The 21,094-nt window shown below is 74.4% G+C and carries 22 protein-coding genes, 2 tRNA genes and 1 other RNA gene; 14 read left to right on the forward strand and 11 right to left on the reverse strand.

The features are described 5' to 3' along the window. Both ACZ6SQ_RS30460 and ffs read right to left on the reverse strand, forming a co-directional pair. Positions 1-1,594, reverse strand: a 1,594-nt coding sequence (locus tag ACZ6SQ_RS30460; RefSeq protein WP_469567697.1) for a DNA polymerase III subunit gamma and tau, incomplete at its 3' end; no start/stop codon positions are given. A gap of 225 nt (positions 1,595-1,819) precedes the next feature. After that, positions 1,820-1,914: signal recognition particle sRNA small type (gene ffs / locus ACZ6SQ_RS30465), an RNA gene on the reverse strand. A 73-nt stretch (positions 1,915-1,987) separates the two neighbouring features. On the opposite strand from ffs, the gene ACZ6SQ_RS30470 reads away from it, so the two are divergent. The 4 genes from ACZ6SQ_RS30470 to ACZ6SQ_RS30485 all read left to right on the forward strand — a co-directional run bounded on the left by ACZ6SQ_RS30470 (position 1,988) and on the right by ACZ6SQ_RS30485 (position 4,875). Beyond that, a tRNA-Ser gene (locus tag ACZ6SQ_RS30470) sits at positions 1,988-2,075 on the forward strand. Between the two features lie 391 nt (positions 2,076-2,466). After that, on the forward strand, positions 2,467-3,030 hold the full coding sequence (locus tag ACZ6SQ_RS30475; RefSeq protein ID WP_469567699.1) for a GlcG/HbpS family heme-binding protein: 564 nt from the start codon (positions 2,467-2,469) through the stop codon (positions 3,028-3,030). A 109-nt stretch (positions 3,031-3,139) separates the two neighbouring features. After that, positions 3,140-3,736 (forward strand): ankyrin repeat domain-containing protein, encoded by a 597-nt coding sequence (locus ACZ6SQ_RS30480; protein WP_469567701.1) that lies wholly within the window; start codon positions 3,140-3,142, stop codon positions 3,734-3,736. Then, positions 3,733-4,875 (forward strand): YncE family protein, encoded by a 1,143-nt coding sequence (locus tag ACZ6SQ_RS30485; RefSeq protein WP_469567703.1) that lies wholly within the window; start codon positions 3,733-3,735, stop codon positions 4,873-4,875. The genes ACZ6SQ_RS30480 and ACZ6SQ_RS30485 overlap by 4 nt, the downstream gene beginning before the upstream one ends. A 47-nt stretch (positions 4,876-4,922) precedes the next feature. On the opposite strand, the gene ACZ6SQ_RS30490 is transcribed toward ACZ6SQ_RS30485, so the two are convergent. From ACZ6SQ_RS30490 to ACZ6SQ_RS30520, 7 genes are all read right to left on the reverse strand, one after another. Next, positions 4,923-5,549, reverse strand: coding sequence for a response regulator (locus ACZ6SQ_RS30490; protein WP_386385087.1), 627 nt, complete (start codon positions 5,547-5,549; stop codon positions 4,923-4,925). After that, entirely contained in the window at positions 5,546-6,724 is a 1,179-nt protein-coding gene (locus tag ACZ6SQ_RS30495) for a sensor histidine kinase (protein WP_469567706.1), read from the reverse strand. The genes ACZ6SQ_RS30490 and ACZ6SQ_RS30495 overlap by 4 nt, the downstream gene beginning before the upstream one ends. Before the next feature lie 91 nt (positions 6,725-6,815). Continuing rightward, on the reverse strand, positions 6,816-8,696 hold the full coding sequence (locus ACZ6SQ_RS30500; RefSeq protein WP_469567708.1) for a copper resistance CopC/CopD family protein: 1,881 nt from the start codon (positions 8,694-8,696) through the stop codon (positions 6,816-6,818). A gap of 245 nt (positions 8,697-8,941) precedes the next feature. Further along, complete coding sequence (locus ACZ6SQ_RS30505; RefSeq protein WP_469567711.1) at positions 8,942-9,721, reverse strand: SDR family NAD(P)-dependent oxidoreductase; 780 nt, start codon at positions 9,719-9,721, stop codon at positions 8,942-8,944. Further along, positions 9,718-10,191, reverse strand: coding sequence for a cupin domain-containing protein (locus ACZ6SQ_RS30510; RefSeq protein ID WP_469567714.1), 474 nt, complete (start codon positions 10,189-10,191; stop codon positions 9,718-9,720). The genes ACZ6SQ_RS30505 and ACZ6SQ_RS30510 overlap by 4 nt, the downstream gene beginning before the upstream one ends. Then, a complete protein-coding gene (locus ACZ6SQ_RS30515; protein WP_469567717.1) occupies positions 10,188-10,796 on the reverse strand; it encodes a GNAT family N-acetyltransferase in 609 nt (202 codons plus the stop codon). The genes ACZ6SQ_RS30510 and ACZ6SQ_RS30515 overlap by 4 nt, the downstream gene beginning before the upstream one ends. Then, entirely contained in the window at positions 10,789-12,879 is a 2,091-nt protein-coding gene (locus tag ACZ6SQ_RS30520; RefSeq protein ID WP_469567720.1) for a penicillin acylase family protein, read from the reverse strand. The genes ACZ6SQ_RS30515 and ACZ6SQ_RS30520 overlap by 8 nt, the downstream gene beginning before the upstream one ends. 257 nt (positions 12,880-13,136) lie before the next feature. Here ACZ6SQ_RS30520 and ACZ6SQ_RS30525 point away from each other — a divergent pair, with 257 nt between their 5' ends. The 4 genes from ACZ6SQ_RS30525 to ACZ6SQ_RS30540 all read left to right on the forward strand — a co-directional run bounded on the left by ACZ6SQ_RS30525 (position 13,137) and on the right by ACZ6SQ_RS30540 (position 15,113). Further along, positions 13,137-13,733 (forward strand): HhH-GPD-type base excision DNA repair protein, encoded by a 597-nt coding sequence (locus ACZ6SQ_RS30525; protein WP_469567723.1) that lies wholly within the window; start codon positions 13,137-13,139, stop codon positions 13,731-13,733. Positions 13,734-13,822: 89 nt separating this feature from the next. Then, a complete protein-coding gene (locus tag ACZ6SQ_RS30530; protein ID WP_469567726.1) occupies positions 13,823-14,491 on the forward strand; it encodes an HdeD family acid-resistance protein in 669 nt (222 codons plus the stop codon). A 117-nt stretch (positions 14,492-14,608) separates the two neighbouring features. Then, entirely contained in the window at positions 14,609-14,938 is a 330-nt protein-coding gene (locus ACZ6SQ_RS30535) for a hypothetical protein (RefSeq protein WP_469567729.1), read from the forward strand. Between the two features lie 49 nt (positions 14,939-14,987). Then, on the forward strand, positions 14,988-15,113 hold the full coding sequence (locus ACZ6SQ_RS30540; RefSeq protein WP_386385109.1) for a hypothetical protein: 126 nt from the start codon (positions 14,988-14,990) through the stop codon (positions 15,111-15,113). Between the two features lie 149 nt (positions 15,114-15,262). On the opposite strand, the gene ACZ6SQ_RS30545 is transcribed toward ACZ6SQ_RS30540, so the two are convergent. Continuing rightward, positions 15,263-16,876, reverse strand: a complete 1,614-nt coding sequence (locus tag ACZ6SQ_RS30545; protein ID WP_469567733.1) for a helicase HerA-like domain-containing protein — start codon at positions 16,874-16,876, stop codon at positions 15,263-15,265. Between the two features lie 104 nt (positions 16,877-16,980). Between ACZ6SQ_RS30545 and ACZ6SQ_RS30550 the strand changes: the two genes are divergently transcribed. Together ACZ6SQ_RS30550 and ACZ6SQ_RS30555 are read left to right on the forward strand one after the other, a co-directional pair. Beyond that, positions 16,981-17,277 carry a type II toxin-antitoxin system VapB family antitoxin gene (locus ACZ6SQ_RS30550; protein WP_004943146.1) on the forward strand — a complete coding sequence of 99 codons (297 nt, stop codon included), beginning with the start codon at positions 16,981-16,983 and terminating at the stop codon, positions 17,275-17,277. Between the two features lie 155 nt (positions 17,278-17,432). Beyond that, complete coding sequence (locus tag ACZ6SQ_RS30555) at positions 17,433-18,068, forward strand: LytR C-terminal domain-containing protein (RefSeq protein WP_469567736.1); 636 nt, start codon at positions 17,433-17,435, stop codon at positions 18,066-18,068. Positions 18,069-18,453: 385 nt separating this feature from the next. Here the strand turns inward: ACZ6SQ_RS30555 and upp are convergent, their stop codons facing one another. Continuing rightward, positions 18,454-19,089, reverse strand: a complete 636-nt coding sequence (gene upp / locus ACZ6SQ_RS30560) for a uracil phosphoribosyltransferase (RefSeq protein ID WP_386385117.1) — start codon at positions 19,087-19,089, stop codon at positions 18,454-18,456. A 100-nt stretch (positions 19,090-19,189) separates the two neighbouring features. Here upp and ACZ6SQ_RS30565 point away from each other — a divergent pair, with 100 nt between their 5' ends. The 4 genes from ACZ6SQ_RS30565 to ACZ6SQ_RS30580 all read left to right on the forward strand — a co-directional run bounded on the left by ACZ6SQ_RS30565 (position 19,190) and on the right by ACZ6SQ_RS30580 (position 21,013). Further along, positions 19,190-19,414 carry a hypothetical protein gene (locus tag ACZ6SQ_RS30565; RefSeq protein WP_469567741.1) on the forward strand — a complete coding sequence of 75 codons (225 nt, stop codon included), beginning with the start codon at positions 19,190-19,192 and terminating at the stop codon, positions 19,412-19,414. Positions 19,415-19,729: 315 nt separating this feature from the next. Then, a complete protein-coding gene (locus ACZ6SQ_RS30570) occupies positions 19,730-20,263 on the forward strand; it encodes a tRNA adenosine deaminase-associated protein (protein WP_469567744.1) in 534 nt (177 codons plus the stop codon). A gap of 113 nt (positions 20,264-20,376) precedes the next feature. After that, on the forward strand, positions 20,377-20,862 hold the full coding sequence (locus ACZ6SQ_RS30575; protein ID WP_469567747.1) for a nucleoside deaminase: 486 nt from the start codon (positions 20,377-20,379) through the stop codon (positions 20,860-20,862). A gap of 66 nt (positions 20,863-20,928) precedes the next feature. Beyond that, positions 20,929-21,013 (forward strand) — tRNA-Ser (locus ACZ6SQ_RS30580). Positions 21,014-21,094: the final 81 nt, after the last annotated feature.

Genomic DNA, 21,094 nt, shown 5'->3' on the forward strand with positions numbered 1-21,094 from the left:
GTAGGTGGTGGGTCGGGGGGGGGGGGTTGGGGGGGGGGGGTGTTCCCCCCCCCCCCCCCCCCCCCCAAACACCCCCCCCCCCCCCCCCCCCCCGCCCCCCCCCTTCCCCCCCCCCCCCCCCCCCCCCCCCCCCCCCGGGACCGCCGTAGTCGGCGGCGGCGGGTGCAGGCGCGGGAGCAGGGGCCGGGGCGGAGGGCGTGGGAGCCGGTGCGGGTGCCGCGGGAGCCGTCGGTGCCACGGGAGCCGCCGGGGCGGGAGCGCCCGGACCGGCCGCGCGAACGGCAGCGCGCGCCGCGGCGGCTCCACCGCCGGGCGGGACAGCGGCCGACGGGACAGCGGCGGCGGGGGCGCCCTGCGGCGCCTCCGAGCCGTGCGCCCCGGGGCCGGGGGCGTATCCCATCGCGGGCATCCCCGCGGGGGCGCCCGCGGAGAAGCTGACGCCTCGCTCGATGCGGTCGAGGCGTGCCATGACGGAACGCTCGTCGCCGTAGGCGGCGGGGAGCATCACGCGCGCGCAGATCAGCTCCAACTGGAGGCGCGGCGAGGTGGCGCCGCGCATCTCGGTCAGGCCCTCGTTGACCAGGTCGGCGGCGCGGCTGAGCTCGGCGGCGCCGAAGGTGCTCGCCTGGGCCAGCATCCGCTCGATGACATCGGCCGGGGCGTCGATGAGCCCCTTGTCGGCGGCGTCGGGAACGGCGGCCAGGATGACCAGGTCGCGCAGCCGCTCCAGCAGGTCGGCGACGAAGCGGCGCGGGTCGTTGCCGCCCTCGATGATGCGGTCGACGACCTCGAACGCGGCGGCGCCGTCACCCGTGGCGAAGGCCTCGACGACGGAGTCGAGCAGGGAGCCGTCGGTGTACCCGAGGAGGGAGGTGGCCATGGCGTACGTCACACCCTGCTCCCCCGCGCCCGCGAGGAGCTGGTCCATGACGGACATCGAGTCACGCACGGAACCGGCGCCGGAGCGCACGACCAGCGGCAGCACCCCGTCCGCGACCGGGATGTCCTCCTTCTGGCACACCTCGCCGAGGTACTCCCGCAGGGTGCCCGGCGGCACGAGCCGGAAGGGGTAGTGGTGGGTCCGCGAGCGGATGGTTCCGATGACCTTCTCGGGCTCCGTCGTGGCGAAGATGAACTTGAGATGCTCCGGGGGCTCCTCGACGACCTTCAGGAGCGCGTTGAAACCGGCCGACGTGACCATGTGTGCCTCGTCGATGATGTAGATCTTGTAGCGGCTGCGGGCGGGCCCGAAGAAGGCCTTCTCCCGCAGGTCACGGGCGTCGTCCACACCGCCGTGGGAGGCCGCGTCGATCTCGATGACATCGATCGAGCCGGGGCCGTTGCGCGCGAGGTCGCGGCAGGAGTGGCACTCGCCGCAGGGCGTCGGGGTGGGACCCTGCTCGCAGTTCAGGCAGCGGGCGAGGATGCGCGCGCTGGTCGTCTTGCCACAGCCGCGCGGACCGCTGAACAGGTACGCGTGATTGACCCGGTTGTTCCGCAGCGCCTGCTGCAACGGGTCGGTGACATGCTCCTGCCCGATGACCTCGGCGAACGACTCCGGGCGATAGCGGCGGTACAGCGCGAGAGACGACACGCCTACGAGGTTATAGGCGCCCACTGACAAAGCGGACCGCCCGGCGGGAGCGGGAGCAGCGGTGACGGCGGCGCGGCCGGAGCGCGGGAGCGGCGGCGGCGGATGCCGGGCGGAGCCGGGAAGCCGGTGGGCTCGCCCACGAAGCACCACGAAGCCCCACGACCCCAGCGAAGGACCACGAAGCCTCACGAAGGACCGCCCCGGAGCCGGCCGGGACCCGGGAACGCAGACGCCCCCCACGCACCCGCCAGAGCCGACCTACCCTTGCTGCCTTCCGGCCCTGGGGGAGTTCAGTCAGATAGCGCCGCGTGAGGGGCTGCGCCCACAGTACCCGATCGCGGCCAGCGGGAACGAGTTCGCGAGCACACCTCCGGGTCATGTAATGTTCCCAGCGGAGGATTCGCCTAGAGGCCTAGGGCGCACGCTTGGAAAGCGTGTTGGGGGCAACCCCTCACGAGTTCGAATCTCGTATCCTCCGCCAGTGCCTCACCGGGCACGATGTCGAAGGGCCCCACCGTTCGCGGTGGGGCCCTTCGACGTTTCGCGGCCGGCCGGCCGGTGAGGCGAGGACGTGTCCCTTGGTGCCGCGCTGAAGCGGCAGTCGGCGGCGAGGCCTCCGGCCCTGTCGCGCGGAGGCGAGAGCAGCGGCGGGGCCTCAGGTCTGGTCGTTCACGCAGGTCACCGCCCCTGCCTCATCCGAACGGACGACTCCTTCGTCATCCGTTCCGTGTCCCGTGCCGAGCCTCTCCGTCGACCGGTCGGAGCCCTTGGCGGGCCCAGGATCGAAGCAAGGCGAGGCCGACGACAGGCCGAGCGAACGGACCGCCGACGGCCGTGTCAGGCACGAGGCACATACGAAGGGCTCCCCCGCCATGCAGCACGCTCGTAAGAAGCACCTGTCCACCCGCGCCCGCGTTCTCGCCGGCGGTGCAGTGGTCGCGGCCCTCGCCGCGGGCACCTTCGGCACGGTCGCGGCCAACGCCGCCGACGCCCCGAAGACCGCCGCGCCGGTCGCCGTCGCGCAGAGCAACACCACCGCCTCCACCCACCTGACGATCGACGCCGCCACCGAGGCCGCGCAGGCCGCGCTGGACGCCGCCGAGAAGGAGGGGCAGCGCGTCTCGGTCGCCGTCGTCGACCGCAACGGCAACACGATCGTCACCCTGCGCGGCGACGGCGCCGGCCCGCAGTCCTACGAGTCCGCCGAGCGCAAGGCGTTCACCGCCGTCTCCTGGAACGCCCCCACCTCCGAGCTGGCCAAGCGCCTGGAGCAGGCGCCGAACCTGAAGGACATCCCCGGCACCCTGTTCCTCGGCGGCGGCGCGCCCGTCACCGCCAAGGGCGCCCCGGTCGCGGGCATCGGTGTCGCGGGCGCCCCGTCCGGCGACCTGGACGAGAAGTACGCCCAGGCCGGCGCCGCCTCGCTCGCCAAGTGACCCGTGGCCGGGCCCGCCTCCTCGGTGGGCCCGGCTCCGTGCGCGGAGGACGACGATGATCAGAGCCGTACTGCCGGGACGCGCCCGCAGGGCACCCAGGAGGAGCGCCATGACCGCCTTCGACCACGAACTGCTGCAGGCCGCCGGGCTCGGCGACACCGCCGGAGTGCGGCTCGCCCTGGAGGCCGGGGTCGCCGTGGACGTACGGGACGGGCACGGCCGGACCCCGCTGCTGCTCGCCGCCCTCGCCGACCATGTGGACACCGCGCGGCCGCTGCTCGACGCGGGCGCCGACCCGAACGCGCAGGACGACCGGCAGGACAGCCCCTGGCTGGTCACCGGCGTCACCGGCAGCGTCGCCATGATGCGACTGCTGCTGCCCCACGGCCCCGACCTGACCCTGCGCAACCGCTACGGCGGCGTCTCCCTCATCCCCGCCGCCGAACGCGGCCATGTCGCCTACGTCCGGGCCGTGCTGGACGAGACCGGCATCGACGTCGACCACGTCAACCGGCTCGGCTGGACCGCTCTGCTGGAGGCGGTCATCCTCGGCGACGGCGGCCGGGCCCATCAGCAGATCGTCGAACTGCTGCTGGCCGCGGGCGCCACCCGGGGGCTGCCCGACGGCGACGGCGTCACGCCCCTGGAGCACGCCGAGCGGCGGGGCTTCACCGAGATCGCCGCCCTGCTGCGGCGCGCGTCGTGAAGCGCCGCGCGTTCCTCGCCGCCCTCGGCGTCGCCGCCGCCTCCGCCTGCACACCGGCGGGGAGCGAACAGCGGGGCCGTACGCCGGCCCCGGCCCGGACGGAGAGCCGTACGCCCGCTCCGTCCACTCCGTCCACTCCGTCCGCTCCGTCCGCCGTGCCTTCCGGCGAGCTGCTGCTCGTCACCGACTTCGGCGCGGACACCGTCACCTTCGTCGATCCGGCCCGGGGTCCCGTCGGCTCCGTCGAGGCCGGTACCGCGCCCTACGGGCTCGCGGTCGGCGCGGACGGCACGGCCTGGGCCGCGGCCGCCGAGGGCGTCGCCGTGATCGACACCCGTACCCGCCGCCGGCTCGCCCTCGTCCCGTACCGCACCCCGCCCTCCCGGCTGGGGCCGCCCGCGTACGGCGAGTACCGGGGCGGCGGCATGGGCCTCGCGCTGGCGCCCGACGGGCGGTACGCCTACGTCGGTGTGAACGTCCCCGGCGGCAACGGCGTCCTGGAGGTCGTCGACACCGCCGCCCGCGATGTCGTGCGGACGGTTCCGGTCGGGCGGCGCCCCTTCGACGTGGACGTCTCCGCCGACGGCGCGGAGGTGTACGTCACCGGCCACGACTCCTTCGACGTCACCGTGGTCCCGGCCCGCGGCCGTCCGCGCCGTATCGAGGTCGCGCCGTACGGCACCGAGGGCGGGCTCGGCTCCTGGCTCAAGCCGCACTACGCCGCCGTACGGCCCTCGGACGGTCGGCTGCTGCTGCCGTTCGAGGGGGAGCGGCTGGCCGTGGTCGACCCGCGCACGGGGCGCGTCCGGGTCGAGCCGATGACGGCGAACACCCATCAGCACGGCGTCGCCGTCACGCCCGGCGGGACCCTGCTCGTGGTGGGTACCGGGCCGATCGACCCGGCGGCCGACGGGGGTCCGTCCCTGACCGTGCGCACGCCCGACGGACGGGAGCGCGTGCACCCGCTCCAGGGCCCGCACGAGGACGTCGCGGTGTCCCGGGACGGCCGGACCGCCTATGTCACCGGCGGGTTCACCCGCGACGGGTACTGGGACGGCATCACGGTCGTGGACCTGGCCTCGGGCCGGACACGGCGGCTGCCCGCGGGCAACCGGCCGCTCGGGATCGCCGTCCTCTGACGGCCCCTCGCGTCTCCCCACGTCACCCCGCGCCTGCCCGCGTCGCCCTACGGCACCAGCCGCTGCTCCTTCGCCACCGACACGGCCGCCGCGCGGGTGTCGACGCCGAGCTTGTCGTAGATGCGGCGCAGGTGCGTCTTGACGGTGGCCTCGCTGATGAAGAGGGCCCGGGCGATCTCGCGGTTGGGCAGGCCCTGGGCGAGGTGGGTCAGGATGTCGCGCTCGCGGGGCGTCAGGGTGGGGCGGGGGCTGCGCATCTGGGCCATGACCCGGCCGGCGACCGGCGCGGACAGCGCGGTGCGGCCCTCGGCGGCGGCGTGGATGGCGGCGAACAGTTCCTCGGGGCGTTCGGCCTTCAGCAGATAGCCCGTCGCCCCCGCCTCGATGGCGCGGGTGATGTCGGCGTCGGTGTCGTACGTGGTCAGGACGAGCACGTGCGGGCTGTCGCCGGTGCGGGCGGCGACGATCCGGCGGGTGGTCTCCACGCCGTCGATGCCGGGGCCCAGCTGAAGGTCCATCAGCACGACGTCCGGGGCCAGCTTGCGGGTCAGGGCGATCGCCTCCTCGCCGCTGCCCGCCTCGCCGACGACCTCGATGTCCGGGGCGCTGGCGAGCAGGGCGAGCAGGCCCGCGCGGACCACGACGTGGTCGTCGCAGACGAGGATGCGGGTCATTTCGGCTCCAGGGGGATCGCGGCGGACAGGACGGTGCCCTCGCCGAGGGCGGACTCCACGGTGAGCGTGCCGCCGAGCTGGCGCAGCCGGGCGCGGATGGCGGGCAGGCCGTAGCCGCGGGCGGTGGACGGCTCGGCGGCGGCCGCCCCCGTGTCGAAGCCGCTGCCGTCGTCGGCGACGTCCAGCACGATCTGGTCGTCCAGGCAGGTCAGGGTGAGCGTGGCGGCGGTGGCGTGCGCATGCTCGCGGACGTTGGCCAGGGCACCCTGGGCGATCCGCAGCAGCGCCGACGCGACGGGCGCGGGAAGCGCGGGCACCTGGCCCTCGGTGTGCACCCGGACGGTCAGCCCGGCCCCGCTCTCCCGCTCGGCGACCGCGCGCAGCGCCTCGGACAGGCCGCCCGCGTCGGCGAGGTCGGCCGGGGTGAGGTCGTGCACGAAACGGCGGGCCTCGGCGAGGTTGCTCTCGGCGATCGAGGCGGCCGTGCGGACATGGCCGCGCGCGGTGTCCGGGGCGCCGTCCCAGACCCGGTCGGCCGCCTGGAGCAGCATGCGCTGGCTGGACAGGCCCTGGGCGAGGGTGTCGTGGATCTCCCGGGCGAGCCGCTCGCGTTCGGCGAGGGTGCCCTCGCGGCGCTCGGTGGCGGCGAGTTCGCGGCGGGTGCGGACGAGGTCGTCGATGAGGTCGCGCTGCCGGGCGGCCTGCCGTTCCATCACGACGAAGACGGCGGTGGCGACGGCGGCCACGGCGGGCGGCGCGAGCAGGACGTTCGGGTCGGCCCAGCCCGCGAGCTTCAGCTGGGCGGCCACGGTCAGGGCCGTGAGCAGCGCGACCAGGGTCACCGCGGCACGCGGCGGCAGGGTGCGCAGCCCGGTGTAGAACAGGGGGACCGCGCTCCAGGCGAAGCTGGGGGCGAGGACCACGAGCACCGCCCATGCGGCCACGACCGCGCCGAGCCAGACCAGCCGGCGGGCGGTGAGCCGGGTGCCGAGCGCCGGGCCGAGGACGTAGAGCGCCGCGAGCAGCACCGACAGGGCGATGACCCAGGGGGTGCGGGGTTCGTCGGCGTGCCGGGCGAGATAGCGGGCCAGGGACGCGGCCAGCAGCACGAAGAAGGCCGTGTGCATGACGACCGCGAGGGCGCGGGTGTCGTCCCGTTCCTCCCCTGGAGTCATATCTGGCCTTCCCGGACTGCGCTGAACTGGGCAAACACCTCCATTGTTCCCCTGGTTCGGCCCGTCCGGGTCATCCGTTCGGCTGACCCCGTCAGCCTCCGATACGCACCTTCGTGCTCTCGGTCACCTGGTCCACCTCGGAGACCCGGACGGTGACCTTCATCGTCCAGGTGCCGGCGAGGGGCAGGGTGACGTCGTCGGTGGCCCAGTAGCCGCCGCGGTCGGTCAGCCGCGCGTCGATCGGGCCGAGGTCCTGGGCGGGCAGGGTGAAGGAGATCCGCAGCTCGGGAACGGTGGCGAAACCGCCGTCCGGCCCGAACACCACGGCCTGGACCGAGTTCGCGCCGGCCCTCGCCGGGTCCAGGGAGACCTGGACCTTGCCCCGCCCACCGGGGGTGCCGACGTCGAAGGGGACGGTCGCGGTCGAGGTCACCTGCTCCTGCCGCGCGGGCGCCGCCGCCTCGGCGACGGCCCGGCCGGGCAGGGTGCTGGTGAGCACGGTGGTGACGACCAGGACCAGCACGGCGAGGGTGGCCTCGGCGAGGACGGAGCGGCGCAGGGCGGCGGGGTCGGGGGTGTGGGGTTCGGGGGCCGAGGGCTCTGACGCCGACGATTCCGGGGCGGGTTCGTCCCGGTCGGGTTCGTCCGGGGCGGGTTCGTCCGGGGCGGGTGTCCCGGGGCCGCCGACCGGCTGCGGGGTGCGGGCGCGGACGGCCGCCTCGGACTCCGCCGTCGCCGCCACCGTGGCCTTCGTGGTCGCCGTGGCTGTCGTGGCTGCCATGGCTGCCGCGTCTGCCATGGCTGTCGTGGTCGTCGTGGTCCGCTCCAGGCGGGTCGTCCAGCGCCGGGAGAACGCCGCCGCTGTGAGCAGTACGGCGACCACGCCCAGCTTGGTGAGCAGGACGCGGCCGTACGCGGTGCCGGTGAAGGCGTCGAGGGAGCCGAGGCCGCGCCAGGACTGGTAGACCCCGGTGACCACCAGGACGCCGACACAGGTGAGGGCGAGCCGGGAGAAGCGGGTCGTCGTCTCGGCGGAGGGGGTGCCGCGGAGCAGGGCCGCGAGTCCGCCGAGCCAGACCGCCATGGCCAGCAGATGCAGCACCGAGGAGGTCATCGCCGCCGGGACCTGGATTCCGGCGGAGGCGTGCTCGGCCGCCGCCCAGGTCAGGGCGAGGCCCGTGGCCAGGACCGCGCCGACGGCGTGCGTGGCCGGGGTGCGGCGGGCGGCCGGCTTCCTCAGGTAGAGGGCCGCGGCCGCCAGCAGGGCCAGCCGGGCGAGCAGGGCCCGGCCCGGGCGGCCGCTGAGGGTGCGGTTCAGCGCGTCGGCGTCGAGGCCGGTCCAGGGGGCGGTGCCCGCCTCGTACGGGGCGCGCAGCATCAGCAGGGCGACCGTGGCCGCGAGGAGCGCCCACCAGCCGGTGCGGAGCAGGGGCCGCAGCCGGCCCGGGTCGGCCGGACGGCACACGGCGGTGAACACGGCGGTGCCGAGCAGCAGGGCGGCGGCGAGGTAGGCGAGGTAGCGGGCCGCGTTGTGCAGGGCCGTGGTGGCGGGGTGCTCGGGCTGGGCGAGGTCCGGGGCGGCCGTGGTGGGGGTGGGTTCGCCCACGGAGAAGGTGAACGCGCCGGACACGGGGTGGCTGTCGGCGGAGACCACGCGCCAGGCCACGGTGAACGTGCCCCGCCCCAGCCCTTCGGGCAGGCCGACCCTGACCGTCCTGTCGCCCTCCGGGCCGTGGGTCGGCTCCGGCAGCTCCACGCGGTGGTTGCCGGGGTCCAGCAGCCGGATCGAGCCGTCGAGCAGGGCGACCGGCTCGGTGAAGGTCAGGGTGAGGTCACGGGGGGCGGTGTCGAGGACCGTGCCGTCCGTGGGGGTGGTGCTGCGGAGCGCCGCGTGGGCCGCGGCCGGGGTGGCCGGGGCGAACAGCAGGGTCAGCAGGAGGGGGACCAGCAGGAGGACATGCCGTGTGCGCACGTGTACGTGTACGTACGGGGGCGGCGTTGTGTTCAGCCGGGTTCGGGATCGTCGCCCTGGCGGGGGAACGCGGGACTTCCCGTAGCGGCCGGGAGCCCGCGCACGCGGGAGCATCCGATGCCGACCGGTACGGAACGCTCGGACGTGCGGGTTCGTCGTGGCCGGTCGCGCAGTTCCCCGCGCCCCTGAAGCGGCCGGGAGCCCGCCGACGCGGGGCTTCCCCCACCGGCCGGCGGACGGCCGCGTCACCATCCGGGCCGGGCGGACACCCCGCCGTCCACCACCAGGTCCTGGCCGGTGATCCAGGAGGCCAGTGGGGAGGCGAGGAAGACGCAGGCGTCGGCGACGTCCTCGGGGCGGCCGAGGCGGCGCAGCGGGGCGGCGGCCTGCCAGCGGGCCGTTCCCTCGGGCCAGGCCTCGGCGAGGCCGTCGCGGTCGATCAGGCCCGGGGAGACGCTGTTGACCCGGATGCCCCACTCCCCGTACTCGACGGCGGCCGCGCGGGCGTGCATCACCACCGCCGCCTTGGAGGCGCTGTAGTGGGCGTGGCCGAGGGCCGGGCGGTGGGCCTCGACCGAGGCGATGTGGGTGACCGAACCGCTCCCGGACCGGGCCCGCATGACCTCCGCCGCGGCCTGGGTGCAGGCGAAGACGCCGGTGAGGTTGGTGTCCAGGACGGCCCGCCACTCCTCCGCCGGCATTCCGGGCAGGGCCCGTACCGGCTGCACCCCCGCGTTGTTGACCAGCGCGTCCAGACGGCCGTCGCCGAACCGCGCGGCCTCGTCCACCAGCCGTCGGCACGCGGACTCGTCGGTCAGCTCGGCGGTCAGCACGACGGCCCGCCCGCCCGAGGCGCGGATCAGCGCGGCGGTCTCGCCGGCCCGCTCCACGGACGTACGGCAGTGCAGCGCCACCGCCGCGCCCTCCTCGGCGAACCGGAGCGCGATGCCGCGTCCGATGCCGCCGCCCGCGCCCGTGACCAGGGCCACCTGGTGCCGCAGGAGTCCTTCGCGCCGCTCGTTCATGGCCGGCACAGTGCCATGATCCGGTCCGCTTCGGCGGGGTAGCGCGCCGTCAGGTCCGCGGCCGTGCCGTGCTCGTAGTCCTCGTAGGTGAAGCCGGGTGTGGTCGTGCAGCCGAAGAACGTCCAGGTGCCGCCCTCGGCGACCCGGCCGCCCATCCAGGTGCCCGCGGGGACGGTCAGCTGGGGCCGCTGGCCGCGGCGGAGGTCCGGTCCGAGCACCCGGGTGGCGGTGCCGCCGTCGGGGGCGAGGAGGAGCAGTTCGAGCGGGTCGCCGAGGTAGAAGTGCCAGACCTCGTCGGACTTCAGGCGGTGCAGGGCGGAGTAGTCGCCGTCGGCGAGGAGGGCGACGATGGCCGTGCCCTCCGGACGGCCGTCGGGGCGTTCGGGGCCGGTCCAGGTGCGACGGAACAGTCCGCCTTCGAGCGGGATGGGCTCCAGACCGTACTGCGCGACCAGCTCCTCCGGCGTCATGCCGGGAAGGCTACCGCCCTTGCGAGGAAGGCGAGTTGGGCCTTCTTCTCGGGGAGGTACACGTCCGGGAGGTCGATCTCGGGCAGGACGACCTCGGGGCCGTTCTCGAAGCCGAGCCTGCTGAACAGGGCGACGGCCTTGGCGTTGCGGACGTCGGGGTCGACGACGACCCGCTGCCGGTCCAGGGTGAGCAGGACGTACGAGGTGATCACGGAGGTCAGCGCGCGGGTCCAGCCGGGCCGGGCGCCGCCGGATCCGGCGGGGGAGAGGAGCAGGTGGGCGCCGATGTCGCCGGGGAGGACGTCGTAGCACTCGCCGACCCTGTCGGCCTCGGGCTCGTAGGTCTGGAAGAGGGCGACGGCCTCGCCCTCCCGCTCCAGCAGGAAGGCGTGGTGGGTGTCGAGGGTGTCCATGTGGGCGTAGATCTCCTCGACCTGGGAGACCGTCAGGCCGGCCATGCCCCAGAACTCGGCGCGTTCCTCGCTCACCCAGCCGTGCAGGACCGGGGCGTCGGCGGCGGCGTCGAGGCGCAGCACGCGGAAGAGGCCGAAGCCGTCGACGCGCTGTTCGTGGACGGCGGTGCGGGCGGCGTACGGGTCAGACATCGGTCTCCTTGGTGAGCTGGTCCCAGTCGGTGACGACCGGGGCGAGGTCGCCCGCGAGCCAGAGCGGCAGCTGGTCGCGGTGGTGGGGCGAGCCGGGGACGCCCCAGGCGCCGAAGGGCACGATCCAGCGACTGTCCTCGCGCCGGGCGAGGTCCCACACGAAGCGGGCGGCGGGGGCGCGGGCGGCGAGGTCGGTGACCCCGGGGACGGCCGAGGTGCACAGCACGCAGTCGTGGTCGCCGGACAGGCCCGGTTCGTCGGGCGCGGCGTCGGGCAGGGCCCGCCAGGGGGCGAGGCGGTGGGTGTCGCCCCAGGCGGCGCCGGGCCGCGCGGCGGTCTCCTCCAGGGCCTCGCGGACGACTGCCTCGCGGTCGATGCCGTACAGGTCCTTCGCCCGGAGCATGTTCTCCAGCGCGAACCCGACGCGCGGGAGGAGGGCGAGCCAGGGCAGCAGGACCTCGGAGTGCGCGGTCGGCCGGGCGAGCTCGGCGAAGGCGGGCTGCGCGGCGAGGGCCCGTACGACCCGGGTCCGCAGGGCGGCGTAGGCGGCGGCGTCCCGGCTGTCCGCGTCCATCCGGCGGTCCCAGCGCAGCAGACGCTCACGCAGGGCGGCGGCCTCGGGGCCGAGAGGTGCGCGGATGTTCTCGATCTGCTCGAGCAGGGCCGCGGCCGAGGCCAGCCGGGTGTCCATGTGGATCGCCGGCATGTCGGCGACCGCCCACTTCTCCTTACCGGCGAGCAGTTCGGCGATCCGGTCGGCGCGGTGGCGCGGGGCGAACTCGACGCCGAGGGGGGCGGCGAGGCCGCGTTCGTTGGCCATCACGGCCGCGCCCCGGCCGGGGACGGCCGCGCGGGGCGTCTCGTGCCAGCCCTGCCAGGCGTGGCCGTCCTCCCAGGCGTCGACCACGCCGGTCCCGTGCGACGCGGGGCGCAGGGGCACCCGGCCGGCGACACGGTGGAGGGTGCCTCCGTCGGTGTCGGCTGCCTGGAGGACGTTGACGGGCTCGGCCCAGCGGTCGGCGGCCCGGTCGATGTCGGCGACGGTGCGCGAGCGCAGCAGCGGCAGCAGGGCGGAGAAGCCCAGGTCGGCGGTGACGCGGGCGGCGTAGCGCAGGCTGAGGGCGAGCGGGGTGCCGTCGTCGAGGCCCTCGGGGCCGCCCTCGACGACGGGGCCCCGGTCGGTCTCGATGATCTCCACCCGCACCGGCTCCTCTCCCGCGACCTCGACGGTCTCGGTGTGCAGGGCGGCACGGTGCCACAGTCCGTCGGGGCCGAGCGCCTCGACACCGGCGCCGGTGCGGCGCAGCCGCTCGCGGTAGAGGTCCTGGCTGTCGGCCATGGCGTGGGTGATGGACCAGGCGACGGCTCCGGCGTGACCGAAGTGGGCGATGCCGGGGACGCCGGGCACGGCGAGGCCGACGACGTCGAACTCCTCGCAGGCGAGGCGTATCTGCTGGTAGACGCCGGGGTCCTCGATGAAGCGGTGGGGGTCGCCGGCGAGCAGGGGCCGCCCGGTGACGGTGCGGTCGCCGGTCAGCAGCCAGCCGTTGCTGCCCGCGGTGCCGGGGCCGTCGGTGGCGAACAGGGCGACGGCTTCGGGGCCGAGGTGGCGGCGGAGCCGGTCCCGCCAGATCTTGGAGGGGAACCCGGCGAACGGGATGTGCGCGCTGAGCCAGATCGCGTACGGCGTCCAGGGCTCCCACCGGCCCGGCGCGAGCCCGGCCCGGGCGAACTCCGGTGCCCCGGCCGGGGCCGTACCGTCCGCCACCTCCGCGAGGCCCTCGTTGACTCCCTCCACATACGCCCGGACCCATGCCGCGCTCTCCGGGTCCGTCTCCTCCAGGCGCGCGGCGCACCGCCGGGCGGTGTCGGCTAGGCGCAGCCGGCGGGCGAAGACGTCCCAGGCGACGGCCTCGGGGCCGAGGAACGCCGCCGTGGTGCCCTGGGCCCGGTGCCGCTCGACCTCCAGCTGCCAGGCCCGGTCGCGGGCGGTGACCCGGCCCTGGGCGCGGGCGAGCGCGAGGACGCCGTCGGCGCGCAGATGGGGGATGCCCCAGGCGTCCCGGTAGATCTCGGTGGTCACCCTCGCCCCTTTGTGTTTTAGGTAAGCCTTGCCTAAGTGAAGTGTGCCGGAATCGTACGCGACCCGGCAGGGCACCGGGGGGCCGGGGTCGCCGCCCGCGGCCGGACCGGCCCCCGGGGCACGGGCAGGGGCAGCGACCCCTCGGATCTCACGGTCCGGAGCCCCCGCGTCACCGTCCGGGACCGGTGCCCGCCGCGGCCCGGCGTTCAGCGGCGCTCACGTGGAGAGCTGACGCCGGGAGAGAGATGATCGGGGTCATGGACGCCACGCTGCACCTCGCCCAGGATCCGAAAGCCGACGCCCTGCTCGGCCGCAGCCCGTTCGCCGCGCTGGTGGGGATGCTGCTGGACCAGCAGGTACCGATGGAGTGGGCGTTCAAGGGCCCGCGCACGATCGCCGACCGGCTCGGCGCGGACGACCTGGACGCCCACGACATCGCCGCCCAGGACCCGGAGGACTTCGCCGCGCTGCTCTCGGAGAAGCCCGCGGTGCACCGCTACCCGGGCTCCATGGCCCAGCGCGTCCAGAAGCTGAGCCGCTACCTCGTCGAGCACTACGACGGCAACGCCGAACTCGTCTGGAAGGGCGTCGGCGACGGGCCCGAACTGCTGCGCCGCCTGGAGGACCTGCCCGGCTTCGGCAAGCAGAAGGCGCAGATCTTCCTGGCCCTGCTCGGCAAGCAGCTCGACGTACGTCCCCCTGGCTGGCGCGAGGCCGCCGGGGCCTACGGCGAGGACGACGCCTTCCGTTCCGTCGCGGACATCACGGGGCCGGAGTCCCTCGCCAAGGTCCGTGCCCACAAGCAGGAGATGAAGGCCGCGGCGAAGGCGGCCCGTGCCGTGAAGAAGGCCTGACCCCGAGCGCCCCGGCAGCCCGGCGGCGCGGCCACCCCCGTGGCCCCCTCCAGGTGGCACGCCCCGGCCCGGCCGCCGAAGCATGAAACATGACCGAGGCACCTACGGGCTCCCCCTGGGGCCCCGACCACGACGACCGCGGCGTCCACGGCGGCGCGCCCCCGCACCACGGCCCGCACGCCCCTGAACCGCCCCTCGAGGGCCCCCTGCACGTCCTGTCCCGGGCCGCCTGGCAGATCGTCCTGCTCACGGGCGTCGCCTCGCTGGTCCTCGGCGTCCTCGTGCTGGTCTGGCCGGACGCGTCACTGTTCGTCGTCGGCCTTCTCTTCGGCGTCCATCTGCTGGTCAGCGGCGTCCTCCAGCTCGTCGCCGCGTTCGGCACCCACCGGACGACCTCGCTGCGCGTCCTCGCCTTCGTCAGCGGCGCCCTGTCGATCCTGCTGGGCCTGTTCTGCTTCCGCGGCCCGATGCAGTCGATCCTGCTGCTGGCCCTGTGGATCGGCATCGGCTGGCTGTTCCGCGGCATCACCCAGACGCTGGCCGCCGCCTCGGACAGCTCGATGCCGGCCCGCGGCTGGCAGATCGCCCTCGGCGTGCTCACGTTCGTCGCCGGCGTCGTGCTGATCGACTCGCCCTTCGAGTCGGTCGCCGTGCTCACTCTGGTCGGGGGCATCTGGCTGCTCGTGGTCGGCGTCACGGAGATCGTCACGGCGTTCTACATCCGCGGACGTGCCAGGCGGGTCCCGCGGACGGTGTGAGCGGCGGCTCAGGCCTGCGGGGGAGAGGGCCGAGGTGGGCCTCGCGTGTGGTCCAAGCAGGCGGATCTTGGTCTCGGAGTGCTGCACGCCGGGCCCTCGCCGGGCACAGCACTCGGCATGAGCACCACATCGCGCCCGACCCGCAGCCTCACCTGGCCGCGGGTGCTCGTGCTGGTGCTCGCCCTGCTCCTGGGCACGCCCCCGGGGGTGTGCGGTCTCGCCGCGCCGGCCCTGGCCGTCCCGGGCGAGAGCGTCGAGTACGACGTACTGGACTCCGCCCTGAGGCCGCCGGCCCGCTCCGCCCGCCGTCCCGCCGCGTCCCCGCGCCCCGCCCCGGCCCCGGCCGGCCCGGCGGCGCCCCGCACCGGACCCGGCCCGCTCCACCCGGCGGCGCCGCGGCCGCCGTACGCCCTGCGCGGGCTGCGCACGGTGGTGCTGCGCTGCTGACAGGGCCGCTCAGGCAGCCCTGTCCCTCCCGACACAAGGAGCACCCGAGATGCCCTCGGACCCCTACGCGGTGCTGCGCGCCCTGCTGCGCGCCGAGGCCGCACGCGGCGCGCCCAAGCCGGAGAGCAAGCGGCCCGAGCCGCGGCCTCCGGTGAAGCGGCGAGAGTCCCGCTGAAGCGGGCCGGGCGTCCCACACGGACGCCCGGCTCACCGCGACACGGGACCCGCCCCGGATGCGCGGCTAGGAGCCGCGAGGCAGGACCCGGAACGCGACTCGGCCCCGGCGGCCCCGGTTCAGTGGCGTCGCCCCGCAACGGACCCTGTTCAGCGGCGTCTGCGGGCCGTGCCGAAGACCGAGCGGGTGATCTCCCGTCCGATCTGCGTGCCGATCGACCGGGCCAGCGACCTGAACATGCCGCTGCTCATGACCTGCTCCACCATGGACCGCTCGTCCCCGGGAGCGGACCCGGCCTCCTCCCGCCTCCCGCGCGGCGCGTCCGCGGGCCTCTCCGCCGCCCGCTCCCCCGGATGCTCCGGCTTCCCCTCGGCCAGCTTCTCGTACGCCGACTCTCGGTCCACAGCCTGTGCATAACGTTCGTACAGCGGCGATCCCGTCACCGCGCGGTCCAGCCCGGCCGCGTCGACCGGCCCCATCAGCGACTCGGGGGCCCGCAGCCGGGTCGCGGCGACCGGCGTCGGCGCGCCCCTCTCGCCGAGGACGGTCACCACGGCCTCGCCGGTGCCGAGGCCGGTGAGCAGCTCCTCCAGGTCGTAGGCCGAATCCGGGAAAGTCCTCACCGTGGCCTTCAGCGCCTTCTGGTCGTCCGGGGTGAAGGCGCGCAGCGCGTGCTGGATCCGGTTGCCCAACTGCCCGAGCACGTCGGAGGGGACGTCCTTCGGCGACTGCGTCACGAAGAACACCCCGACTCCTTTCGAGCGAATGAGCCGCACGGTCTGCGTGATCGCGTCGAGGAAGGCCTTGGAGGCCCCGTCGAACAGCAGATGCGCCTCGTCGAAGAAGAACACCAGCTTCGGCCGGTCGGCGTCGCCGACCTCGGGCAGGTCGTGGAAGAGGTCCGCCAGCAGCCACATCAGGAACGTCGAGAACAACTGCGGCCTGTCCTGCACGGCGGGCAGCTCCAGCACCGAGACCACGCCGCGCCCGTCCGCCGCCGTGCGGAGGAACTCCGCCGTGTCGAACTCCGGCTCGCCGAAGAAGTCGCCCATGCCCTGCGCCTCGAAGGCGGTCAGCGAGCGCAGGATCACCCCGGCCGTGGCGGTGGACAGCCCGCCGATGTCCCGCAGTTCCGGCCTGCCCTCGTCGGACACGAGGAAGGCGACCACCGCGCGCAGGTCCTTGAGGTCGACCAGCTCCAGGCCCTTGGTGTCGGCATAGTGGAAGATCAGGCCGAGGGACTGTTCCTGGGTCCGGTTGAGCCCGAGCACCTTCGACAGCAGCAGAGGCCCGAAGCCGGTGACGGTGGCCCGTACGGGGATGCCGTGGCCGATGCCGCCGAGCGCGTAGAACTCGGCCGGGAAACCGGTCGCCGTCCACCGCTGCTGGACCTCTGCGGCCCGCGAGCGGACCTTGTCGCCCTCGGCGCCGGGCGCGGACACGCCGGAGAGATCGCCCTTCACGTCGGCGAGGAACACCGGCACGCCCTGGGCCGAGAGCTGCTCGGCGATCAGCTGGAGCGTCTTGGTCTTCCCCGTGCCGGTGGCGCCCGCGACCAGGCCGTGCCGGTTGAGCACGGGCAACGGGACGCGCACCTGCGCGTCGGGCAGGCAGTGCCCGTCCCAGATCAGGGCGCCCAGGTCCAGCGCGGGGCCGCTGAAGGCGTACCCGGCGGCGATCCGCAACGCCTCCTCGGGCAGGGCCGGGGCGCTGCCCGGAGCCTCGGGCGCGACGGCCCCGGGCATGGTCTCGCGGTCGCTCATGGCGGACCCCTGTTCCGATTCGACCCGGTTCACGGCATCTTTTCCAGGGTCGCACTGCGTCTCCATGGCTGCGCCCGGAAGGTCTTGACCGGTAGGCTTTCCGTGTGATCTTCAAGCGCATCGGAAACGGCCGGCCGTACCCCGACCACGGCCGGGAGAGCACCCGGCAGTGGGCGGACGTCGCGCCGCGCCCGGTCCGCCTCGATCAGCTCGTGACGACCAAGCAGCAGCTCGACCTGGAGACCCTCCTCGCCGAGGACTCCACCTTCTACGGCGATCTGTTCGCACACGTCGTGAAGTGGCAGGGCGACCTCTACCTGGAGGACGGCCTGCACCGCGCCGTCCGCGCCGCGCTCCAGCAGCGCCAGGTGCTGCACGCGCGCGTGCTGGAGCTGGACTAGGGCCTGCACCAGGGCTTTTCGAGGCCTTCCAGGGCTTCACCAGGCCTCTCGGGACCTCAACCCGCCGGCCCGCTGTTGGCCCTTTCGGGTTGGACCGCGCAGCGTCGAATGATCATCTAGTAGGCATCGTCGCCGCGTCGCACTACGCTGCGCCCATGAGCATGCTGACTCCCCCCGGCATGGGCGGCCAGTACCGGATCACGGGGGACAAATACCCGCGAATGCGCCGCCCCCGGCGGCGCGCCCGGCGCGTCCTCGCGGCCGTCGCCACCCTCGCCGTTCTCGGGACGGCCGGGTGGGGCACCTTGCAGCTCATCGACGTCTTCTCCGGCGGCGACGGCGACAAGGCCAGCGCGGCCGGGCCCAAGGCGGACTGCGCCACCAAGGCCAGTCCCTCCCCCGGTGCGGCCAAGGTCCTGCCCGAGCCCCGCCGGATCACCGTCAACGTCTTCAACGCCACGACCCGCGCGGGCCTGGCCAAGCAGACCGCGGACGAGCTGAAGAAGCGCGGCTTCCGCATCGGCGACGTGGGCAACGCGGCCGCCGAGTTCGACAAGAAGGTCAAGGGCATCGGCCTCCTGCTCGGCCCCGCCTCCGCCCGGGACACCGCGCTCCCGGTCCTCGCGGCCCAGCTCACCGGCGCCGAACCCCGCACGGACGCGGCCCGCAAGAACACCACCCTGGACCTCATCATCGGCGACAGGTTCCGCACCCTCACCCCCACAACAACCGCCGCCCAAACCCTCACCAACCTCAAGGCCCCGGCCCCCACCAACAAAAACACCTGCTGACCCCAGCGGGGTCTTCAAGGGCACGCGGAACGGCGCAGTCTCTTGGGGGCGCGAGGAACCGCGCGATCTTCAGGGCGCGGGGAACGGCGCAATCTTCAGGGGCGCGAGGAACTGCGCAATCTTTTAGGGGCGCGGGGAACGGCGCAAAGCTCTAAGCCGCGCCAAGATCCCCCAGAACTGTCAGGCGCGCGAGGAACCACGCAGCCCCTGGGGGCGCGGGGAACTGCGCAAAGCCCTGAGCCGCACGCAGATCCCACAGAACTGTCAGGCGCGCCGGGAACGGCGCAAAGCCGTAAGGGGCGCGGGGAACTGCGCGACCGGCCACAACGGACCGGCAGCCGCAGGCAACCCGCACCCCTCACCGCCCGAAAAGCAGGGCACCGCCCTACTCGGCAGCCCCATACATACGGTCCCCCGCATCCCCCAGCCCCGGCACGATGTACCCGTGCTCATTGAGCCGCTCGTCCACGGACGCCGTCACCACGGTCACCGGCGTCCCCGCCAGCTCCCGCTCCATCACCTCGACCCCCTCGGGCGCGGCGAGCAGCACGACGGCGGTCACATCGTCGGCCCCCCGCTTGATCAGCTCATGGATCGCCGCGACCAGCGTGCCGCCCGTCGCCAGCATCGGGTCCAGCACGTACACCTGCCGCCCGGAGAGGTCCTCCGGCATCCGCGTCGCGTACGTGGAGGCCTGGAGCGTCTCCTCGTCACGGATCATGCCCATGAAGCCCACCTCGGCGGTCGGCAGCAGCCGCACCATGCCCTCCAGCATGCCGAGACCGGCCCGCAGGATCGGCACCACCAGCGGGCGCGGGTGGGAGAGCTTGACGCCGGTGGTCCGGGCGACCGGCGTGTCGAGGTCGACCTGCTCGGTGCGTACGTCCCGCGTGGCCTCGTAGGCGAGCAGGGTGACCAGTTCGTCGGCGAGACGCCGGAAGGTCGCGGAGTCGGTGCGCTGGTCGCGCAGGGTGGTGAGCTTGTGGGCGACCAGAGGGTGGTCGACGACGTGGAGACGCATGCCCATAACAGTAACCGCGCGGCCTGTCCCCGCGCGCTGGCGTCAAACCGCCCGGTCGGGGGAAAGTGGGAGGGACGGACTGGGCTGGGGTGGTGTGCCGATGCGGGATCTGCCTGACCACGAGGGCCGCGAGGGCGCCGGCGGTACGGCCGGGCCCGGCGCCGAGGAGAGCGCGCCGGAGAGCGACGCCGAGCGCCGGAGGCGACGCGCCCGGTTCCTGCGCGAACTCGCCGAGGCCCGCGAGCTGCGTGACCGGGTCCAGCCGCGCAGGGCCAAGGCCGCCCGGCTGCGCCACGCGATGCGCATGCGCACGTTCCGCTGGTAGAGAATCCCAGGTCGGAAAGTCGGCGGCGGAAACGGGAAGATCCGCGCCTGTCACGGGTGTTGACCGGGTCGGGCGTGCGCGGACCCGGGCTGAACCCGCGTACGATCCGCACGTGGCGGCAACGAGTGCGCTGGTGAGTCGATCGCACGGCCGCGATCGAAACTGCCGGACACAGGGAGCCGAAGACGTCCCCTGGACGCCTTGTTTCTGCCACGATTCCGAGTGGGTGGGGCTCGGAGCCTGAGCTCTCCCCGCCCGCAACCTCCGCCGGGGGGACCCCCAACCGGCACGCCTCTGACCAGTGGGAGAGTCACGGTGTACTTCGCCGCACTGCTCGCGCGCACCGAAGACGGGTGGGAAGCGAGCGACACAGAGCTCGACGATGTGGAAAGCCTGTCCGATCTGGCCGAACTGGCCCGGGAGTCCTCCGGCGACGAAGATGACACGGTCCTCGTGTTCATCGAGCAGGAGGACTCGTGGTTCGGCATCGTCCGTGTGGACGGTGAGGACGACCCGCGCGTCTATGTCTCCGACGCCGCTGCCGCCGCCCGCAGCTCGTACGGCGAGATCCTGCTCACCGACGAACTGCTCGGCCGGGACCCGGGTGACGACGACCTGGACACCCTGGACCTCGACGGAACCGAGGACGGCGAGGACGAGGACTCCGCCGACGGCGCCGACTCCGACGGCGCCTCCGCCGACGCCGTGCCGCACGGCCCGGTGGGCGACTCGGGCATCCTCGACGACCTCGGTATCGGCGAGAAGGAGCTGAAGACGTTGTCCGACGACGCGCTGGGTGTGATCGCCGAGGCCCTCGGCGCGGCGGAGGTCCTGGAGACCGTCCGCTGACCGCACCGAGGGATGAGGGCCGGACGCCCGAGGCCCCCGGGCACCCCGGAACCCCCGGGCGTCCCGCGGGCCCCGAGGGCTTCGACCCGGTACGCGACCGCTGGCGGGACCCGATGCGCCTCGCCCTGGAGGAGGCCGAACTGGCCGTCCGGGGCGGGGACGTCCCCGTCGGCGCCGTCGTGCTGGCCGCGGACGGCCGTACGGTCCTCGCCGCCGCCCACAACGAGCGCGAGGCCGGCGGCGACCCGACGGCCCACGCCGAGGTGCTCGCCATCCGGCGGGCGGCCGCACGGCTGCGGGAGGCCGGGTCGCCGGACGCCACCGGTGAGGCCGTCGGCGGGCGGCGCGCGGGCGACTGGCGGCTGACCGGCTGCACGCTCGTGGTCACGCTGGAGCCGTGCACGATGTGCGCGGGCGCGATCGTCCTGTCCCGGGTCGACCGGGTCGTCTACGGCGCCCGCGACGAGAAGGCGGGTGCGGCCGGCTCGCTCTGGGACGTGGTCCGCGACCGGCGCCTCAACCACCGCCCCGAGGTAGTGGAGGGCGTCCTGGCCGAGGAGTGCGCGCGGCAGCTCACGGAGTTCTTCCGGACCCGCTGACCGCGTGGGGAGTCCCACCGAATACCGATTTCTGCCCAGGCCGCCCCGTGCTGTAGGGTCTCCCTCGGTAGCGTGTCCGAGCGGCCGAAGGAGCTCGCCTCGAAAGCGAGTGTGGCGCAAGTCACCGAGGGTTCAAATCCCTCCGCTACCGCTGGTAGAAGGGGGGGGGGGGGGGGGGAGGAGGGGGGGGAGGGGGGGGTGTGTTTCCTTGCCCCTTTTCTTGGTTTCTCCC

The organism is Streptomyces sp. NPDC048600, from assembly GCF_055587025.1.